The sequence below is a fragment of the Halopseudomonas pertucinogena genome (assembly GCF_014646575.1).
Classification (GTDB): Bacteria; Pseudomonadota; Gammaproteobacteria; order Pseudomonadales; family Pseudomonadaceae; genus Halopseudomonas; species Halopseudomonas pertucinogena.
In genome coordinates this window covers 563626-582132 of the sequence record NZ_BMNN01000002.1, presented here as the reverse complement: position 1 = coordinate 582132, position 18507 = coordinate 563626, and the positions used below count along the sequence as shown (strand labels likewise).

Below are 18507 nucleotides of genomic sequence, written 5' to 3'. Positions count from 1 at the left end.
CCTCAGGACATCGCGATTAGAGCCCGCGTGCCAGTGGCACGCGGGGGGGAGAGGTGTAACCCATGTTCCCGGTTTAAAGTGTTACCCATGTTCCGGTTGCACAGAGAGGGGGAAACAACTTTCACCCAAGGCTACCGCAACCACTTCACCGCCACCCCCTGGGCCACCCCTTACCGCCCAGCCCTCGCTCACCCCAAACCCAAAGTCCTGGGCACCCAAACCGCCACCGTCACCGGCCCCGCAGGCGAAGAAATCCACTGCGACAACCTAGGCCGCATCAAAGTCCAGTTCCACTGGGACCGCGAAGGCCAGGCCGACGCCAACACCAGTTGCTGGCTGCGGGTGGCCAGCAACTGGGCCGGCAACCACTGGGGCAGCATCACCATCCCGCGCATCGGCATGGAAGTGCTGGTCAGCTTCCTCGAAGGCGACCCGGACCAGCCCCTGGTCTCCGGCTGCCTGTACAACAGCGCCCACCCGGTGCCCTACGAGCTGCCCGAGCATAAAACCCGAGCAGTCTTCAAAAGCCTGAGCAGCCCCGGCGGCAACGGCTTCAACGAACTGCGCATCGAGGACCGGGCCGGTGAGGAACAGATCTTCATCCACGCCCAGCGCGACTGGGAACAGAACATCCAGCACGACCAGAAAATCCGCGTCGGCAACGAACGCCACGAACGCATCGAAGCCAACCGCTACACCGAGAACCTGGCCGAGGAACACCACACCACCCACGCCGACCGCAAAACCGAAATCAAGGCCGATGACCACCTGACTGTCGCCAACAACCAGCACATCAAACTCGGTCAAGGCCAGTTCATCGAAGCCGGTCAGGAAATCCACCTGTCCAGCGGCATGAAAGTGGTACTCGAAGCGGGCAGCGAAATCACCTTCAAGGTGGGTGGCAGCTTCGTCAAACTTGATCCCGGTGGGGTGACACTGGTCGGGCCCAGCGTGAAGATGAATTCCGGCGGGAGTGCGGGCCAGGGCAGTGGGACTGCGCCTAAATTGCCGGAGAATTCCGCCTACGCTGATGCTTCAACGGAGGGAGCAGAACTCGTCAGGGCGCCGATAAATATTCTGGTTCCAGCGCAACGACAGGCTCTCCTTCAGCGTGCACCGGCCTGTGCGATATGTGAAATGCCTGACGAGATTGAGAAACCGTGAGCAGGCGTTTCATTCTGATTGACGGAGTGTGCTACGAGCAGGCTTTGGAACGCCTGTATATGCTTGATGAAGAGCTGCTGATCGAGCCTCTGTATACCAATACGCCATGGCAGGAGGTGGCGGATCTGGGACCGATTTTGCTTATGCCGGGCAATAACTCGATGCTCTGGGAGGAAGTCGAGAACGGCGCCATGCAACATGCCGCCGCGATATTGACGAGCGATGCCGAATTATCAGAAGTGTCCATGCAGCTCAGGCAGTTCAATCATCTGACTGATAGCCAAGGCAACCATTGTCTGCTGCGCTATGCAGACCCGTTGGTAGCGTGGTTCTGGCTAGGGAGCTTCGGTGCTGCCGAACTGGGCAGGGTAATGGGGCCAGTAACCCACTGGCGCGTGGTGCGTCCACAGGCGTCATGGACGCGATCTCAAGCAACAGAATGGCAGGAATTTGCGCCACCAGCGCCAGCAAAAAACTGCCCAGCAGATCTCTTGGGCTCGGCACAGGTGAATGCGCTCAACCTGGCATATCGCTGGCAGCTGAAAAACCGCATTTATGAATGGTTGCGCATTCATCATGCAGCGGAGCTGCAGCGTAAGGGCGGGGAGGATATGGACGCCTGGCTGGAGGCCTGCTTACAGCGGGCGGAAACCTCGGGACTGCTTACTGAGCGCAGCACAGTTATCTGGTGCGCGTTGGATCTATGTCAGGAGCAGGACTTTACCCTATCCGAAGGGACTTACCAGCAGTGGCTGAAGGAACAGGCAGGTCTGCTCCCGCCAACGCCGGATCAGCGGCTACAGCAATATTATCGTTTCAGGATGAGTGCAACCAAGGGATTATCGAGAACATGACATCCATGAAGATGCCTACTAATGAGATAGCTGACAGTCTGCAGGCCGCTTTCGCGGATACACCAGTGCAATTCATGGCTGCATGTCCTCTGCAGCAGAAAGAGATCGCCATCTTCCCGGTGCGCTATGCGCTCGATGAGGCTCCGGAAGCTGCGGGGGAGCCGGGTCCAAACCCCATTCCCGACACATGGAAGGGCCATCGAGACCTGCCTGTACTGCATAACCGAACCTATACGTTACGCCAGCTGAGGAATGGCTGGCTTTATGTATTTGATCAGACCACTGAGACGTTGGATGAATACCGGGTAGAGGGAGCAGGCTTTCAGAAAATCACGTCGGAAGATGGCAACGGTGGGCAGGCCGAAGCCTTTCTGCTCTATCCCCGCGACCATGACCTGCGGATGGCCTACTCCAGCGTCAGATGGACGGACTACACTCGCGAACGCATGGCTGACAAGGTGTCACGAGAGCGCTGGATGCGCCGACTCGACCTAGCTGACTACAGCCGCTCCATGCAGGCGCTCCATTGCGCCCCTCTGAAAGTAATCGCCGATCATGTTGCTGATATTGATGTCGGCGCCGCGCAAGCAGTGAGCCGTTTCGGCAGCACCATGCTACCTACCCAAGCCGATGATACCGACCGGGAGAACAAGCCGGCTTTGGGCAGCGATTCCCTGCTGGGCGGTGTGCCGGATCAGGATTCGGCCCTGTTTGTAGCTCTGGATGACCCGCTGGGTATCCTCGAAGATCTGAGCATGCAGGCAGCGGGGCCTGCTCAGGCACTGGCCATGTTTGAAGAGCAGCATATGCATCGACTGACGGTCGCTCAATATGTCGAGATGCTGTCGGGGGCGGATTTTTCTGAACTGCAAACGATGCTGGCTCTGAGTCCTGACGATTTCCACAAATTCAAACAGAAGGCGCAGCGCTATCTGGATACGGTGCTATTGCGCCAATTTGATGGTGTCACTGGAGGCACCGTTGGACTGTGGAATGCATCGGAGGAAAGGGCTGCACTGGCTGAAGAGTATGGCGAGAAGGTAGTCAGCCGAGTGGATGAGCTGACTGACCAATGGCGAGCGAGAGACCCACTGCGCGCCCAGGTACGTTTTGAAGAAGCCCAGCAGTTTGTCCTGGAAAAACAGGCAGAGCTGGACGCACTCCAGACTTCCTTGACTGTCTGCCTCGAAGATCTGATCGTGTGGCTCGAGCACGTACAGACCAATACCCTTGCGATATTCCACGACCAGACGGATGAAGCCCAATCGCTGAGCCTCCTGGAGCATGCAGATGCGTGGCTGGGCCTGTTGAGCCAACATGAAACGGGACGTGCCTGGTTTATCAAGGAATACGCTGAGCCAAGCACCCTGCTGGGTCTGGCACATTACAATTTTGACGAAGAGCTGGCGTCCGCCATTGACCGTATAGCTCAGGAGTACACCGAGCAAGGAACGCTCAATCTTGAACTCACCGGCTCTGTAGCAAAGCGAGCGCAGGAACTTGCAGGCGTACTCAGTAACGAAACCATCCGCAACAGCGCCATATTCCAGCGCCTGGCTCGGCCAACCCAGCGTGCCTACGACACGTTACTCAAAGTCGCCAGCCAACACTTCGAAGACCTGTGGGAATCATTCGAATACAAGCTACTCCCCGCTGTCAGTGCAAAGCTGGGCCCGCAGTGGAAGCCTGTGCGCTTTATCGCCATCACCGTGGCCGTGCAAAGCATAGTGGATGAATATAAGCCCTACGTTGTTGTTGATCCTGAATATGAACAAAAGCATGCCCGCTGGAGCAGGCGAGTACTCATAGTTAGCCGAAAACTTGAAGCGCAGACGCGGGTGATGAAAACTGGTCGGCCACACGACCAAAGAGCTGCTGCCAGAGATGTGGGAAAGCTGAAGCGCGAGCTGGAAAAGCTTACCCTAGAAATGCCAGCAAGAATCCTCGCCAGAGGAGTGATTCATACACAAACCATCACAACCGAGTACCAGCAGCGCCTCATAGTGATTGAGACACTTGGGCGTGCGGAGTTTGCGCAGCAACTGGAAGCCAAAGCCAGAGAGTACGGTGGCTACATAAAGAGAGTGAACGACTGGGTAAAAAGTAATGCGGCTAAAGGACTTACCGGACTAATCACCATACTTAATATCTGGAATTTCCATACCGCAATGGCCGATGCTGGAGCGAGCGGAGAGTGGACCCGAAATGATCAGTTGGCGGTCGGTAACGCAGCCACCACGATGCTCAGCGGTCTTGTTGCGCTGACGATGATGCCTCTATGGGCGAAGTTGTCGCAGTTGGCCGGCGAAGTCGTGGTTGAGCAGAAGAGAATCAGCGTGCGTCTCGTCGACGCGGCAGCTCGGTACTGGGCTCCGGACTATTCTCAACATAAGAGGCTGTTTAGGACGTTTTCATCACGGGCGATAGTTGTATCTGGGTTAGCCTTGATCGCAACGATCATTGAGGCGAGGCAGATTTGGGGCGATATATCAGCCTCTCGCAGTGAGACAGAAAAATTATTACATATGTCAAAACTTGGGGCTGTTGTTTTAATGGGGGTTCCAACAATAGCTCAGCTGGGTTCTGCCACGATAGGGCTATTTGGAGGCGCAGCCGCTGGGGCTATTTTTGCACCTTGGATAGTAATAGGGCTGGCTGTAACCGGCGTGATTTATTTGATGCTTTCCGTTATAGCACAGAGCATAAAATTAGAAGGTATGAAGCTGTGGTTGCAACGCAGTAGCTGGGCAAAGTCGAGCACTGGATACTGGCCGGATACCGAGGAAGGTAATAAGGATGAGCTGCGTGCTCTTCAGGAGGTTCTTTTGCGTCCTACTGTCCTTGCGCGTACTCGAGTAGAAGATAATAGTCCAGATCAAAACGGTGTTTGGCTGAAAATACTGCTGCCCCCAGATCTAGCCGGTCACAGGATCGAAATACTCCCTATCATGATTAGGGAGGGCGGATGGTTCAGGAGCGACAGGGAAGCTACATACCGAGCGGGTATGTACACTGGCTACTTCAGCGACGGCAACTGGGTGCCGCTGGGCAAGGCCGATGAATGGAGTTCTTTTGAGATGCAAAAACTGAAAAGCAGCGCACCTGCTGAGTACCATAGTAAAGACTGGAGAGTCTGGCTTGTCCATGTTCCGCGTACCCGAGGTATGGACCGTATGGAATTAGAAATACGTTACCCCCCCGGCTATGATGCGTCGGCCTGACGATCGAGGATATCGCTTCACCGTCGATCTAAATGGCGCTAACTTTGGCGAACTCCATGAGAACCCTTATGTCCGTGGGGGCTTGACCGATCCCCGAGAAAATACTGGCTCACTGGTGTTGGAGACTATACCAGCGCGGTCGAAGTCTATATTGAGTTTGGAGGTTATATGATGCGGCGAACAGGCTGGCGCACGGCTACAAACTTATCAAATAAAATGGAATGGGAGTATCTGTTAGAGCCAGAGATACTGGCTTGGACCGTTAAGGCTCTTGATCGAAATGTTCTTTTCCACTTATTGCCCTTCGTGCTTCCTATTTCAATTTCGTTCATAGCATTCTGCGTTTTTTTGTTGAAGGGACATAACATGCCCTCCGGTATTGCGCTGGCTGCCTTGGTTTTTGCTTTATTTTTGTTCTATAAGGTTGGTATGGAAAGAACTGTCTTTGTATACCGTGCCACGTGCGAACGATTAGAAATTTTCCAGTGGCAAGATATACCAGACCTGGTGTTTACCTTTCTTAGAGTTTTTCCTTTTATAGCAACAGGCATCATCGCAATGGCTTTCATAAACAATCCAGTTATTTCAATTGCTGCCCTGGCTGGCCCGGCTTTGGTTGCTGTCCTCGTGGGGTCAGTAGGAAGTGCCTCAAGTTATAAGGCAGCCCATAAAAGGTTCCGGCAGCGTGATTTTAAGTGGGAGGATATTGACCGAGCTATGTTGGATGTTGATAAGGGGATATTGGCTCTAAGTATTTCGAGTCCTGATAACTGTATACACGACCATGAGATCGACTTCGAAGATCCAGCACACCACCGTTATCTGACTCGAATTTATTTTGATAAGACACAGGAACGGCAAGTGTTGGAGTTGTTTAAAAAGAAAATGCCAGATCGCGCCACAATGGTGGAGCGAAGCTACAAATTTGCGTTTGCCGAGAGGTCTTGACGACTGATGATGCCCAAACCGTCATGGCACGGTTTGTCAGCCGCGTCACTAATGGGCCAATGAAGGCGCACCGAAGCGGCAGGCTTGGGTTCTCATGCCAGATGCGATAGCAGACGGGTTTAAGTCAGGGGTATTTAATGTGGCGTACCGAGTGGCGGACGTCTGAAAATTTATCAGACAAAATGGATCGGGGATACCCGATGGAGCAAGAGATTCTCCCGTGGAACGTTAGTGAAATTGATCGTAGTGTATTTTTCTAGTGAGCTTGAAGAGCGCGTCTATGGATTGGGCTATGGATCGACTCTGTCGCCGCTGGCCTTAAATCGCTTTAATAATGTGCCCTCTCTTGGGCATTACGCCCGCCCCCAAAGGTCTTCCAGCCAGGGTCTCAAGAAACCGAACGATCACCATCCATAGAGGCGGTGCTCTCATTACAGCAAAGGACTGCTGCGTACCACGCGCGACGGGGAATAATTACTTTTGAAAACGAAGCGGGATTTTAGGGCGGATGAAGCTCATTACGGAACCGAAACATGACCGATCAGAGTTATTACAGCGATCTAGCCTTTGACTCGGCCAATATTCCTCAACAGCCTCGGCCCAGAACAACCAAAATCGGCACGTTGTCGCAGCCTTTACCGTGGGGATGTCCTCAGAATATCGTCCCGGTTGGATTTTTGAGCTACATAAGACCTACTAATCTAAGAGGGGAAGAAGAGCTTGAAAGGATATGTGAGGGGAGAGCTTTAAAGCTCGAGGAGAAGTTTAGTGCGGCATTTAATCATCAGTATATAAAATACGCTCCGATGTCTGCGTGGACCGGTTTTTGGTTGTATATGGGTGGGGTGGGTAAAGTTTCTTTTTATGTTATAACAAGCATCCTTGTTGTTAGCTTCCTTGTCCTACTTCCTGTAGATGATTCGCCCTTCGTTGAGCAACTTAAAACTACCTTTATTATTTGGTTGTGGGGCGGCGGGGCTGCTGCCGTCGTATGGTTGGTCGGCTCTCTGGTTGTGGCTTACGTGCCCGATGTATATATCTATAAGCCCTCTCGCAAAGGCCCGGTTTGGGAAATGAACCGTCAAACTGGTTTGGTTACAGTTTTTGCTCGCAAGAAAGGTCGGTTTCGTAAGTACGGTGTTGAGGGAGACTTCATAGCTCCTTTTTATGAATTTGATGCGGCTATCCATACCATCCCTGATCGCCAAGGCCTGCCCTGGAACATGCTTAATCTGCTGCACCGATATACCCCTGTGGGGATCGATTTCAGTGTTGTCATGGGCAAGCAACGTCTGGTCGAACCCTGTATGGCGATGTGGGACTTCTGGCAGCGGTACATGGATATCAGCCAGCCGTTGCCTGATATACCCTTGCTGGAACAGTACAGGCATTTGGATCCTACCACAGCCGAGTATGATCGACGCAATGCTCGCCCGCCACGCTTCTGGCGGGATATGGACGAGAAGACCTTTGAAGAAAAGTTGAGAGAAATGGGCGATACCTCGTCCATCAACATGAACCGTCCTGATCTGATGGGGAAATATCGGCCTGCTGGTTAGAAGAGGCCATACCGGTTAATAACTCAAAGGGGCGGATGCGAGGCTAGGGACAGGGCGGTCTTGCCTTCGGCCTTACACGCGCTTGGGAGAAGTATTCTTTTATGGGGTCGTATTTGTCCACTGCATACTCGTCCAGGTCCTTGGAGCATCAGCGGGCTCGTGGGTCCCGGTCGTGGCTGAAGCGTTTGTCCGGGAGGCGCTTGCCATGGGGTAATACGCAGTCGCTGATACCGGATACCTTTATGACGCCGGAACCGGATGCGCTGCGTGAGAACGAGAAGATGAAACGGGAAAAAGAAGAGAAGCTGGCCGAAGGTACTTACAAGCCTGCCCCGATGGAGCATATCGATTTTCATGACCGTTGTGATCATGAGCATTTTCGTCACGCTCCTTGGTCAGGCCGGTCACAGTTCTGGATTTACCTGATCAGCTTTGCAAAGGGCGGGTTTTTTCTTTTTCTTTTTTTCGGTACTTGGGGAGCCTTATCGGGAGCAATAAATGCATCGCAAGATTATCTGCAAGCTTTTATTGAATCATTCAATGTCATTTTTTTTGCTGCTACTCTCCCGTGCTTCGTCGTCTGGATGTTCTGCTCCCTCATCATCCACAAATTTCCCCGCGTCTGGGTCAAGCCCGGCAAAGGCCCCAAATGGGAACTCAATCGCCGCACCGGCATGATCACCCTGTTCGAGTACCGCCGAAAGAAAGTGACGGAGAAGCGCGCCCCCTTCCACGAATTCGATGCCTATATCAACACCACGCCGGACCGCCAGGGCCTGCCAATGAATGTGCTGAGCCTGGAACATCGCTACTCCGATATTCGGATCTTCTTCGGTGATATCCAGCCGCCGGATCGCAACACTCAACAGCTATGCGCACTGTGGGACTTTATCCAGAACTATATGGATGTCAGCCACCCGTTACCGGACGCGCCCCTGTTCGAGGAGCACCGAAAGAACGACCCCACTACGGTGGAGCATGACCGCCGCACCGGGCGCAACCCGCGCTACTGGATCAATATGGATGATGCGACCTTCAAGGAAGAGCAGAAACGGATGCGTGCCAGAGTGGACAGAATCGATACGTTCTCTCGTCCCAACCTGATGGCGAAGTATGTCAACTATTCGGCGTAGTAATAAGTCCGTACTGTGGCCCGGTAATCAAACCGGCCAACTGCTATGGGCTGACCAGGAAACCCACGGCCTAACGGGAGACAGGACGTGAGCTCAACTGATTATCCATCTACTGCCTATGCCCCTCAGAAACTGAAACGTCAATCAGCAGCTACTCCTCGCTCTGAATTAAAGCGCTTGACTGGCCGGCGTTTGCCTTGGGGCAATACTCAAGACCTGATACCCGATGCTTTCATGACGCCGGAACCGGATGCGCTACGTGATAACGAGCAAATGAAACGGGAGAAAGAAGAGAAGCTGGCCGAAGGTACTTATAAACCCGCCCCGATGGAGCATATCGATTTTCATGACCGTTGTGATCATGAGCATTTTCGTCACGCTCCTTGGTCAGGTCGAGCGCAGCTTTGGATCTACCTGATCAGCTTTGCAAAGGGTGGCTTCTTTATGTTTCTTTTCTTGGGTGTTTTGGTGGCATTAACCGAAACTGTTAGTGCATCCAAGAATTATATGGATACTCTTATTGAATCATTCAATACTATTTTTTTTACTATAACGCTCCCGTGCTTCGTCGTCTGGATGTTCTGCTCCCTCATCATTCACAAATTCCCCCGCCTCTGGGTCAAACCCGGCAAAGGCCCTAAATGGGAGCTTAACCGCCGTACCGGCATGATCACGCTATTTGAGTATCGTAGAAAAAAGGTCACTGAAAAGCGCGCCCCCTTTCACGAGTTCGATGCCTACATCAACACCACCCCCGACCGCCAGGGCTTGCCGCTGAACGTGCTGAGCCTGGAGCACCGCTATTCGGATATCCGTATCTTCTTCGGCGACATTCAGCCGCCGGATCGCAATGTCCAGCAGCTCTGTGCGCTATGGGATTTCATTCAGAACTACATGGATACCAGCCATCCATTGCCGGATGCGCCCCTGTTCGAGGAGCACCGCCAGAAGGATCCAACCACCGCCGAGCATGACAGAACTACCGGCCGCCATCCCCGCTACTGGATCGATATGGATGACGCCACTTTCAAACTGGCGCAGAAAAATATGCGGGCCAGGGTGGACAGGATAAATACCTTCACTCGTGCCAATCTGATGGCGAAGTATGTCAACTATTCGGTGTAGTAATAAGTCCGTACTGTGTTCCGGCAATAAAACCGACCAGCTGTTATGGGCTGACCAGAAAACCCACGGCGTAACGGGAGACAGGACGTGAATCCAAATGATTATTTAGCTACTGCCTACGCCCCTCAGAAATTGAAACGCCAATCAGTTGCTGCCCCTCGCTCCGGATTAAAACGCTTGACTGGCCGGCGCCTGCCCTGGGGCAATACTCAAGAGCTGATACCTGATGCTTTTATGACGCCGGAACCGGATGCGCTACGTGATAACGAGCAAATGAAACGGGAAAAGGAAGAGAAGCTAGCCGAAGGTACTTATAAACCCGCCCCGATGGAGCATATTGATTTTCATGACCGTTGTGACCATGAACATTTTCGTCATGCACCTTGGTCAGGCCGGTCACAGTTCTGGATTTACCTGATCAGCTTCGGAAAAGGTGGTTTTTTCTTTTTTCTTTTTTTTGGAACATTGGTTGCTTTGTTGGATGGGTTTAAAGGGGAGGGTTTTTTTATATCCTTTTGGATGACTGCTGAAGTTGTTTTATATTGGTTTTTATTGCCATTTTTATTTTTATGGGGTTTGGCTTTTCTTATCATCCACAAATTTCCCCGCGTCTGGGTCAAGCCCGGCAAAGGCCCCAAGTGGGAGCTCAACCGCCGTACCGGCATGATCACTCTGTTCGAGTACCGCCGAAAAAAGGTCATTGAAAAGCGCGCGCCCTTCCACGAGTTCGATGCCTACATCAACACCACGCCCGACCGCCAGGGCTTGCCGATGAATGTCTTGAGCCTGGAGCATCGCTATTCGGATATCCGTATCTTCTTTGGTGATATCCAGCCGCCGGATCGCACCACTCAACAGCTATGTGCTTTGTGGGACTTTCTCCAGAACTATATGGATGTCAGCCATCCGCTGCCGGACGCACCCCTGTTCGAGGAGCACCGGAAGAATGACCCCACTACAGCCGAGCATGACCGGCAGACTGGGCGCAACCCGCGTTATTGGATCGACATGGACGAGGCGACGTTCAGGGAAGAGCAGAAAAGGATGCGTGCCAGAGTGGACAGAATCGATACGTTCTCTCGCCCCGACTTGATGGCGCAATACGTGACGTATTCCTGAGCGCCATGACATCCTGTGACTGAGTCTACTTGAAGTGTTCGTATTATCGGCGTGGCCGCCCTTGGCCGATGAAACTCAATATGAGGTCGACGCAACAGCATGAGCGAGCAACACTATTACGGCGACCACGCCTTCAATTCAGCCAATATTCCTATACAGCCTCGTCCCCGAGCGGCCCGCATTGGAGCCTTATCGTTGCCGTTGCCTTGGGGGAGCACGCAAGAAATTATTCCGCCTACCTTCTGGCACCATATGCGTCCCAAATATTTACGTGAGGTGGAGGGGCGTGAGCGTAAAGAGCCAGGACGTGCAGCGAGACTGTCGAAAAAATTTGGCACTGCTTTTGATCATCGATGCGTTAGGTATGCACCGGCGTCTGTATGGTCCAACTTCTGGCTATATATGGAAGGGCTGGGGAGATGGTTCTTTTTTCTCACATTGGGAGCCTTTCTTCTCTCTCTTCCCATTACCTTGCTCTCACTGGAAGAAGATACTGCAGCAGACATTTTGCTGTCCACGCTGGAAGTCGCGATGTGGGTTTCCGGTCCATGCATGGCCGCTTGGATTTTAGGGTATCTGGGGCTGACTTATATTCCCGAAGAGCATCTGGAAAAACCCTCTCGCAAGGGGCCAGTCTGGGAAATGAACCGCCAGACCGGTATGGTCACCATCTTCGCGCGGAAGAAAGGACAGTTCCGTAAGTACGGCATAGAAGGCAATTTCATAGCGCCTTTCTTCGAATTTGACGCTGCTATTCACACCATCCCTGATCATCAAGGTATGCCTTGGAACATGCTCAATCTGCTGCACCGATATACGCCCGTGGGGATCGATTTCAGTGTCGTCATGGGAAAGCAACGACTGGTCGAACCCTGTATGGCGATGTGGGACTTCTGGCAGCGGTACATGGATATCAGCCAGCCGTTGCCTGATATACCCATTCTGGAGCAGTACAGGCATCTGGATCCCACCACCGCCGAGTATGATCGGCGCAATGCTCGCCCGCCGCGCTTCTGGCGGGATATGGACGAGAAGACCTTCGATAAAAAGTTGAAGGAAATAGGCGACACCTCGTCCGTCAACATGAACCGTCCTGATCTGATGTGGAGATATCGGCCTGCTGGTTAGGAGTGGAGCGGGCGGGTTAATGATCCCAGGGACTAAAGCGCGGGTGAAGGGAGGTGCTGGCGGGGAAAGTGCAACACCCAGAAACAACAAAGCCGAGCATAGGCTCGGCTTTGTCTGAATTGGTGCCCAGGAGAAGACTCGAACTTCCACGGCCGTGAGGCCACTAGCACCTGAAGCTAGCGTGTCTACCAATTTCACCACCTGGGCTCGTCATTCGATCATCAGCTGATGCTGCGGATCATGCCAGACGCGGCATTCAAACTGAAAAAACCGGACGGGGTCCGGTTTTTCGAATTGGTGCCCAGGAGAAGACTCGAACTTCCACGGCCGTGAAGCCACTAGCACCTGAAGCTAGCGTGTCTACCAATTTCACCACCTGGGCATGTCATTTCGGCATCTCTGCTATGCTGAACCTGTCTGGCTCGCGGTGCAACGATGTCGTGTTGACGGCGCGAATGATACGCAGCAGGTAAAACCTTGTAAAGCCCTGTTTGCAAAAATAATTCTCCCTCGGGAAATATATGGTGCAAGTAGCCGCGTTTCGCGGTTCAATAGGCGTCTATGACGAAAAAGACCAAACCTCAAGCCTCGGTACCTGTACCGAGCAATGCTGCCGAATCAGGCTCTGCGGATTCGACAAGCTGGATCGAACTGGATCCTGCAGCACAGCGTGAAGCAGAGAAATACGAAAACCCCATCCCCAGTCGTGAACTGATCCTCAGCCTGCTGGCCGAGCGCGGTGCACCGGCAACGCGTGCGCAGTTGCAGCAGGAGTTCGGCCTGTCGGACGAAGACAGCATCGAAGCGCTGCGTCGTCGCCTGCGGGCCATGGAGCGTGATGGGCAGCTTATCTATACACGCCGCGGCGCATATGCGCCGGTGGACAAGCTGGATCTGATCAGTGGTCGGGTTCAGGGTCACCGGGACGGCTTCGGCTTCCTGGTGCCGGACGAGGGTGGGGAAGACCTTTTCCTCGGCCCCGCTCAGATGCGCATTGTCTTCGATGGCGACCGCGTGCTCGGCCGGGTTACCGGTGTCGACCGCCGTGGCCGCAGCGAGGGCGCCATTGTTGAAGTGATTGAGCGCGCCCATGAGATCCTGGTTGGCCGCTATTACGAAGAAGGCGGCATCGGTTTTGTTGCCGCGGACAATGCCCGGATCAAGCAGGAAGTGCTGATCCCGCCGGCGAGCAAGGGCGGGGCGGAGCCTGGCCAGTATGTCGAAGTGCGCATAACCCACTGGCCGACCATGAGTCGGCAGGCCCAGGGTGAAGTGATCGAAGTGGTCGGTGACTACATGGCGCCGGGCGTCGAGATCGAGGTTGCTCTGCGCAGCTACGATATTCCCAGCATCTGGCCCCAGGAAGTGCTCGACGAGGCGGCGCGCCTGCCCGATCACGTGGTGGAGAAGGATAAGGCCAAGCGGGTCGATCTGCGCCACCTGCCGCTGGTCACCATTGATGGTGAGGATGCCCGTGATTTTGACGACGCCGTGTACTGCGAGCCGCGCAAGGCCAGCGGCTGGCGTCTGTTTGCCGGCGGCTGGAAGTTGTACGTGGCCATCGCCGACGTCTCGCATTATGTACCCCTTGGTTCGGCACTGGATGAAGAAGCGGAGCTGCGTGGCACGTCCGTGTACTTCCCCAGCGAAGTGATCCCGATGCTGCCGGAGGCGATCTCCAACGGGCTGTGCTCCCTGATGCCCGGTGTCGACCGCCTGGCGATGGTCTGTGAGATGACCATTTCCAAATCCGGCGAGCTGACTGACTTCGAGTTCTACGAGGCAGTCATTCACTCCCATGCGCGGCTGACCTATGACAAGGTCTCGACAATGTTGGAGAATCCGCGCACACGCGAAGCGAAGGCGCTGAGTGAAGAGTATGCCGAGGTGCTGCCGCACCTGAAGCACCTCTATGACCTGTACAAGGCCCTCGCCAAGGCTCGGCACGGGCGGGGTGCGATCGATTTCGAAACCACCGAGACGCGCATGCTGTTCGGCGAGGATCGCAAGATCACCGAGATCCTGCCGACCGTGCGCAATGATGCGCACAAGATCATCGAGGAGTGCATGCTGGCGGCCAACGTGGCCACTGCGCGCTTCCTGCAGGAGCTGGATATTCCCGGTCTGTATCGTGTTCACGATGGTCCGAAGCCGGAGAAGGTGGAGCGCCTGCGCCAGTTTCTGGGTTCCATGGGACTGTCACTGACTCGCAAGAAAGGCGACCCGACTCCCGAGGATTACGCCGCGGTGCTGCAGAAGGTGCAGGACCGGCCGGACGCCCAGCTGATCCAGACGGTGATGCTGCGTTCCCTGAGTCAGGCCGTGTACACCCCGCACAACGCCGGGCACTTCGGCTTGAACTACGAAGCCTACACGCACTTCACCTCGCCGATCCGGCGCTATCCTGATCTGCTGGTGCACCGTGCCATTCGCTCGGTGATCCGTTCCCGGCGCAAGACCGATCTGGTGCGTCGCAGCGGTGCGGGTACGCTGCCGAAGGCGGCGATCTACCCCTACGATCTGGCCGCCCTGGAGCGCCTTGGCGAACAATGCTCGCAGCACGAGCGTCGGGCCGACGAGGCCAGTCGCGATGTGGTCAGCTGGCTAAAGTGCGAGTTCATGCAGGACCGTGTCGGTGAGAACTTCGACGGACTGGTGACGGCGGTGACCAGTTTCGGCCTGTTCGTCGAGCTGACCGACATCTACGTCGAAGGTCTGGTGCATATCACCGCCTTGCCTGCGGATTACTACAACTTCGACCAGGTGCATCACACTCTGGTGGGCGAGCGGTCAGGGCGGGTGTTCCGCCTGGGCGACTCGATCCGTGTGCAGGTGGTGCGGGTGGATCTGGACGAGCGCAAGATCGACTTCGAGATGGCCTCCGACCAGCCGAAGGCGCCGGACGTCAGCAACAGCCGCGCCGTGCGAGAAAAGCTGCTGCAGGAAGCCCGCAAGGCTGAAGCATCCGATCGCGGCGGCAAGGGCCGCGGCCCGCGCAAGGACCGCGGCGGCAGCAGTTCTGGCTCGGGTCGGGACGGCAGCCGGAAGGGCAAGGGCGCCGGCAGTGCACCGGCAGCCAGTCGCAAGAAGGCTGATCGCTCGCCGCAGTCCGGTTCAGACGGCAGGGGCTCCTCCGCTGGTCCGCGTAAGCGCAAGGCCCGCAACTGATGTCCGGTGCTGATGATGAGTGACAGGGAATACGTATATGGCCTGCACGCGGTGCAGGCAATGCTGGAGCGCTCGCCGAAGCGGGTGCGTCAGCTGAAGGTGCAGCGCGGTCGTCTTGATGCCCGCATGCAGGCGTTGCTGGATCAGGCCAGTGCTGAGTCGGTGGATGTCGAAAGGGTCATGCCCGACGAGCTGGATCGGTTGGCTGACGGTGGCGTTCACCAGGGCGTGGTGGCGCTGGTCACCCCAAGCCAGCTGTGGTCCGAGGAAATGCTCGGGCATCTGCTGGATAAAGAAGAAGGCGTGCCGCTGTTGCTGGTGTTGGACGGCGTCACTGACCCGCACAACCTGGGGGCCTGCCTGCGCAGTGCCGATGCTGCCGGCGCCCACGCGGTGATCATTCCGAAGGACAAGTCAGCCACCCTGTCACCAACCGTGCGCAAGGTAGCCTGCGGTGCCGCTGAAACCGTTCCGCTGGTGGCTGTCACCAACCTCGCGCGTACTCTCAAGCAGCTGCAGCAGCGCGGGCTGTGGGTGGTCGGTACCGCCGGTGAGGCTGAGCAGCTTCTGTACGAGATTGATCTCAAGGTGCCTACAGTGATCGTGATGGGTGCGGAAGGCACCGGGATGCGCCGCCTGACCCGTGAGCATTGCGACTATCTGGCAAAGCTGCCGATGGCCGGCGCGGTGAGCAGTCTCAACGTGTCGGTGACGGCGGGCATCTGTCTGTTTGAGGCGGTGCGTCAGCGGGGTATGAAGAGTTAGGCAAGGCGCGGAAACACGCTTTTCCTTGCCAGTGTCCCGCCTCTTCCCTAGAATGGCCGCCCCAAACCTGAGTTCTACTCCTTGCCAGACCATTTTGGGTGGCTGGCTATAACCCGTAAGGAGCACCTAATGCGTCATTACGAAATCGTATTTCTGGTTCATCCAGATCAGAGTGAGCAAGTCGGCGGCATGGTTGAGCGTTACACCAAGCTGATCGAAGAAGACGGCGGCAAGATCCACCGTCTGGAAGACTGGGGCCGCCGTCAACTGGCTTACCCGATCGACAAGATCCACAAAGCTCACTACATCATGCTCAACGTCGAGTGCAGCGCGAAGGCACTGGAAGAGCTGACCGAGAACTTCCGTTACAACGACGCGGTCATCCGCAACATGGTCATCCGTCGTGACGAAGCCATCACCGAACAGTCTGACATGCTCAAGCCTGAAGACACTGGTCGTGGCGAGCGTCGCGAGCGTCGTGAGCGTTCCGATGACAACGACAACCGCAATCAGGCTGATGACGGCAACGATGATGCCGACGACGCCAATGCCGGTGACGACGAGTAAGTTTTTCGGTTCCCATTCCAGTTAAAAGGAGACGCTGCCATGGCACGTTTTTTCCGTCGCAGAAAGTTCTGCCGTTTTACCGCTGAAGGCGTAAAAGAGATCGATTACAAGGATCTCAACACTCTGAAGGCCTATGTCACCGAAACCGGCAAGATCGTACCCAGCCGCATCACCGGTACAAAAGCCAAGTACCAGCGTCAGCTGGCCGTTGCCATCAAGCGCGCCCGCTACCTGGCTCTGCTGCCCTACACCGACAGTCACGGTCGTTGATAGGCAGCCTGAACCTGTAATCAGGGGTACTGAATAGGTATGCGTGGTCTGGCTGAATACATCATGCGCGGTCGCAGGGAAGCAACCCTTGCCGTAGCGATCGCCGCAGCCATTCCACTGCTGTTCTGGTTCAGTGCAGCGGCCGTGGCACTGGTCGTATTGCGCCGTGGCCTGTCGGACGCCGTGCCGATTCTCGTGTGGGGCCTGTTGCCGGCTGTGGTCTGGGCGGTCGTTGGAGACCTCACCCCGCTGCTGGTGATAGTGGGCAGTGCCGGGCTGGCCGTTGTGCTGAGACAGCACAACGACTGGGTCCGCGTATTGCTGCTGGCGGTGCCTGTGGGTGTGGTGTTTGCCCTGGTACTGCTGAGCGCACTGAGTGAGCCGCTTCAGCAGCTGGCGGGCAGTTTCCGCGAGATGTTGCCGGAGCTGCTGGAGCAGATGGGTGTACAGCTGGATGAGGCGAACCGGGCAGTGCTGCTGTCCCGTCTCGACCAGCTGATGATCCCGGTGCTCGGCGGTGTACTCGGCGCCATGCATATATTGATGGTGCTGGTCAGCCTGATGCTGGCGCGCTACTGGCAGGCCGGGTTGTACAACCCCGGCGGTTTTCGTCAGGAGTTTCACCAGCTGCGGTTGCCGCCGCTGGCGAGTATCGGTCTGCTGGCACTGGTCGTGCTGGCGCCGCAGTGGCCCGCGCTGGCGATGCTCTCGCCGGTGGCCAGTGTGCCGCTGCTGCTGGCCGGTCTGGCGCTGCTGCATGGAGTGGTCGGAGCACGGAATCTGGGCAAGGGCTGGCTGATCGGGCTGTATGTCCTGCTGGTGCTGTTTGTCCGCTTTGCGTACCCCCTGATTATGTTTTTGGCGTTTGTAGACAGTCTGTTCGATTTTCGCTCACGCATGCGGCGCAACACGCCGTCACGCGATGATGACGACCCGAGCAGTCAAGGTTGAATTCAAAGAGGTCATCGAAATGCAAGTTATTCTGCTCGAAAAGATCGCGAATCTGGGCAGCCTGGGCGACAAGGTCGCCGTGAAAGCTGGCTATGCTCGCAACTTCCTGCTGCCGTTCGGCAAGGCAACTCCGGCCACTGCCGAAAACATCGAAGCCTTCGAAGCGCGCCGCGCTGAGCTGGAAAAGATCGCAGCCGAAAAGGCCGCCGAGGCTGAAGCCCGCGCAGCCAGGCTGGCTGATCTGACCGTCACCATCAGCGCCAACGCTGGTGAGGAAGGCAAGCTGTTCGGCTCCATCGGTACCCGCGACATCGCTGATGCCGTAACCGCCGCTGGCGTTGAGCTGGAGAAGAGCGAAGTACGTCTGCCGGAAGGCCCGCTGCGCACTGTCGGCGAGTTCGACGTGGCTGTGCAACTGCACACCGACGTTGAAACCACCGTCAAGGTGGTTGTGGTTACCGGCTGAGCGGATTCCGCTTCAGCAGGAGCAGTCTTCCGTCGCACCACCCCCTGGTCGCGGCTGGGTGACCTGCTC

Annotated in this window: 14 protein-coding genes, 2 tRNA genes and 1 pseudogene; 15 read left to right on the top strand and 2 right to left on the bottom strand. The window is 55.7% G+C overall.

Annotated features, from left to right (window positions below; translation table 11 throughout):
* Positions 1-120 precede the first annotated feature (120 nt).
* The 9 genes and pseudogenes from tssI to IEW63_RS07845 form a co-directional block, all read left to right on the top strand.
* Positions 121-1164 (top strand): annotated as a pseudogene (gene tssI / locus IEW63_RS07885) (type VI secretion system tip protein TssI/VgrG); the annotation flags it as partial.
* A complete protein-coding gene (locus IEW63_RS07880) occupies positions 1161-2018 on the top strand; it encodes a DUF4123 domain-containing protein (protein WP_188636048.1) in 858 nt (285 codons plus the stop codon). The pseudogene tssI and the gene IEW63_RS07880, both read left to right, overlap by 4 nt.
* A complete protein-coding gene (locus tag IEW63_RS07875) occupies positions 2015-5239 on the top strand; it encodes a T6SS effector BTH_I2691 family protein (protein WP_188636047.1) in 3225 nt (1074 codons plus the stop codon). The genes IEW63_RS07880 and IEW63_RS07875 overlap by 4 nt, the downstream gene beginning before the upstream one ends.
* A gap of 366 nt (positions 5240-5605) precedes the next feature.
* Entirely contained in the window at positions 5606-6187 is a 582-nt protein-coding gene (locus tag IEW63_RS07870; protein ID WP_188636046.1) for a hypothetical protein, read from the top strand.
* Positions 6188-6720: 533 nt separating this feature from the next.
* The gene (locus IEW63_RS07865; protein WP_188636045.1) at positions 6721-7746 is read left to right on the top strand and encodes a hypothetical protein; all 1026 of its coding nucleotides are present in this window, start codon (positions 6721-6723) and stop codon (positions 7744-7746) included.
* 242 nt (positions 7747-7988) lie between these two features.
* Positions 7989-8879, top strand: a complete 891-nt coding sequence (locus IEW63_RS07860; protein ID WP_188636044.1) for a hypothetical protein — start codon at positions 7989-7991, stop codon at positions 8877-8879.
* An 87-nt stretch (positions 8880-8966) separates the two neighbouring features.
* Positions 8967-10004 (top strand): hypothetical protein, encoded by a 1038-nt coding sequence (locus tag IEW63_RS07855; protein WP_188636043.1) that lies wholly within the window; start codon positions 8967-8969, stop codon positions 10002-10004.
* Positions 10005-10091: 87 nt separating this feature from the next.
* Positions 10092-11123, top strand: a complete 1032-nt coding sequence (locus tag IEW63_RS07850) for a hypothetical protein (protein WP_188636042.1) — start codon at positions 10092-10094, stop codon at positions 11121-11123.
* A gap of 99 nt (positions 11124-11222) precedes the next feature.
* Positions 11223-12251 (top strand): hypothetical protein, encoded by a 1029-nt coding sequence (locus tag IEW63_RS07845; protein ID WP_188636041.1) that lies wholly within the window; start codon positions 11223-11225, stop codon positions 12249-12251.
* 120 nt (positions 12252-12371) lie between these two features.
* Here IEW63_RS07845 and IEW63_RS07840 read toward each other — a convergent pair.
* Positions 12372-12458 (bottom strand) — tRNA-Leu (locus IEW63_RS07840).
* A gap of 88 nt (positions 12459-12546) precedes the next feature.
* A tRNA-Leu gene (locus IEW63_RS07835) sits at positions 12547-12633 on the bottom strand.
* A 179-nt stretch (positions 12634-12812) separates the two neighbouring features.
* On the opposite strand from IEW63_RS07835, the gene rnr reads away from it, so the two are divergent.
* The 6 genes from rnr to rplI all read left to right on the top strand — a co-directional run bounded on the left by rnr (position 12813) and on the right by rplI (position 18438).
* On the top strand, positions 12813-15419 hold the full coding sequence (gene rnr / locus IEW63_RS07830) for a ribonuclease R (protein WP_188636040.1): 2607 nt from the start codon (positions 12813-12815) through the stop codon (positions 15417-15419).
* Between the two features lie 15 nt (positions 15420-15434).
* Complete coding sequence (gene rlmB / locus IEW63_RS07825) at positions 15435-16184, top strand: 23S rRNA (guanosine(2251)-2'-O)-methyltransferase RlmB (RefSeq protein ID WP_188636039.1); 750 nt, start codon at positions 15435-15437, stop codon at positions 16182-16184.
* 129 nt (positions 16185-16313) lie between these two features.
* Entirely contained in the window at positions 16314-16751 is a 438-nt protein-coding gene (gene rpsF / locus IEW63_RS07820; protein WP_188636038.1) for a 30S ribosomal protein S6, read from the top strand.
* Positions 16752-16790: 39 nt separating this feature from the next.
* Positions 16791-17021 (top strand): 30S ribosomal protein S18, encoded by a 231-nt coding sequence (rpsR, locus tag IEW63_RS07815; protein ID WP_188636037.1) that lies wholly within the window; start codon positions 16791-16793, stop codon positions 17019-17021.
* Positions 17022-17060: 39 nt separating this feature from the next.
* Positions 17061-17972, top strand: a complete 912-nt coding sequence (locus IEW63_RS07810; RefSeq protein WP_188636036.1) for a YybS family protein — start codon at positions 17061-17063, stop codon at positions 17970-17972.
* Between the two features lie 19 nt (positions 17973-17991).
* On the top strand, positions 17992-18438 hold the full coding sequence (rplI, locus tag IEW63_RS07805; RefSeq protein ID WP_188636035.1) for a 50S ribosomal protein L9: 447 nt from the start codon (positions 17992-17994) through the stop codon (positions 18436-18438).
* The last annotated feature ends 69 nt before the right edge of the window (positions 18439-18507 follow it).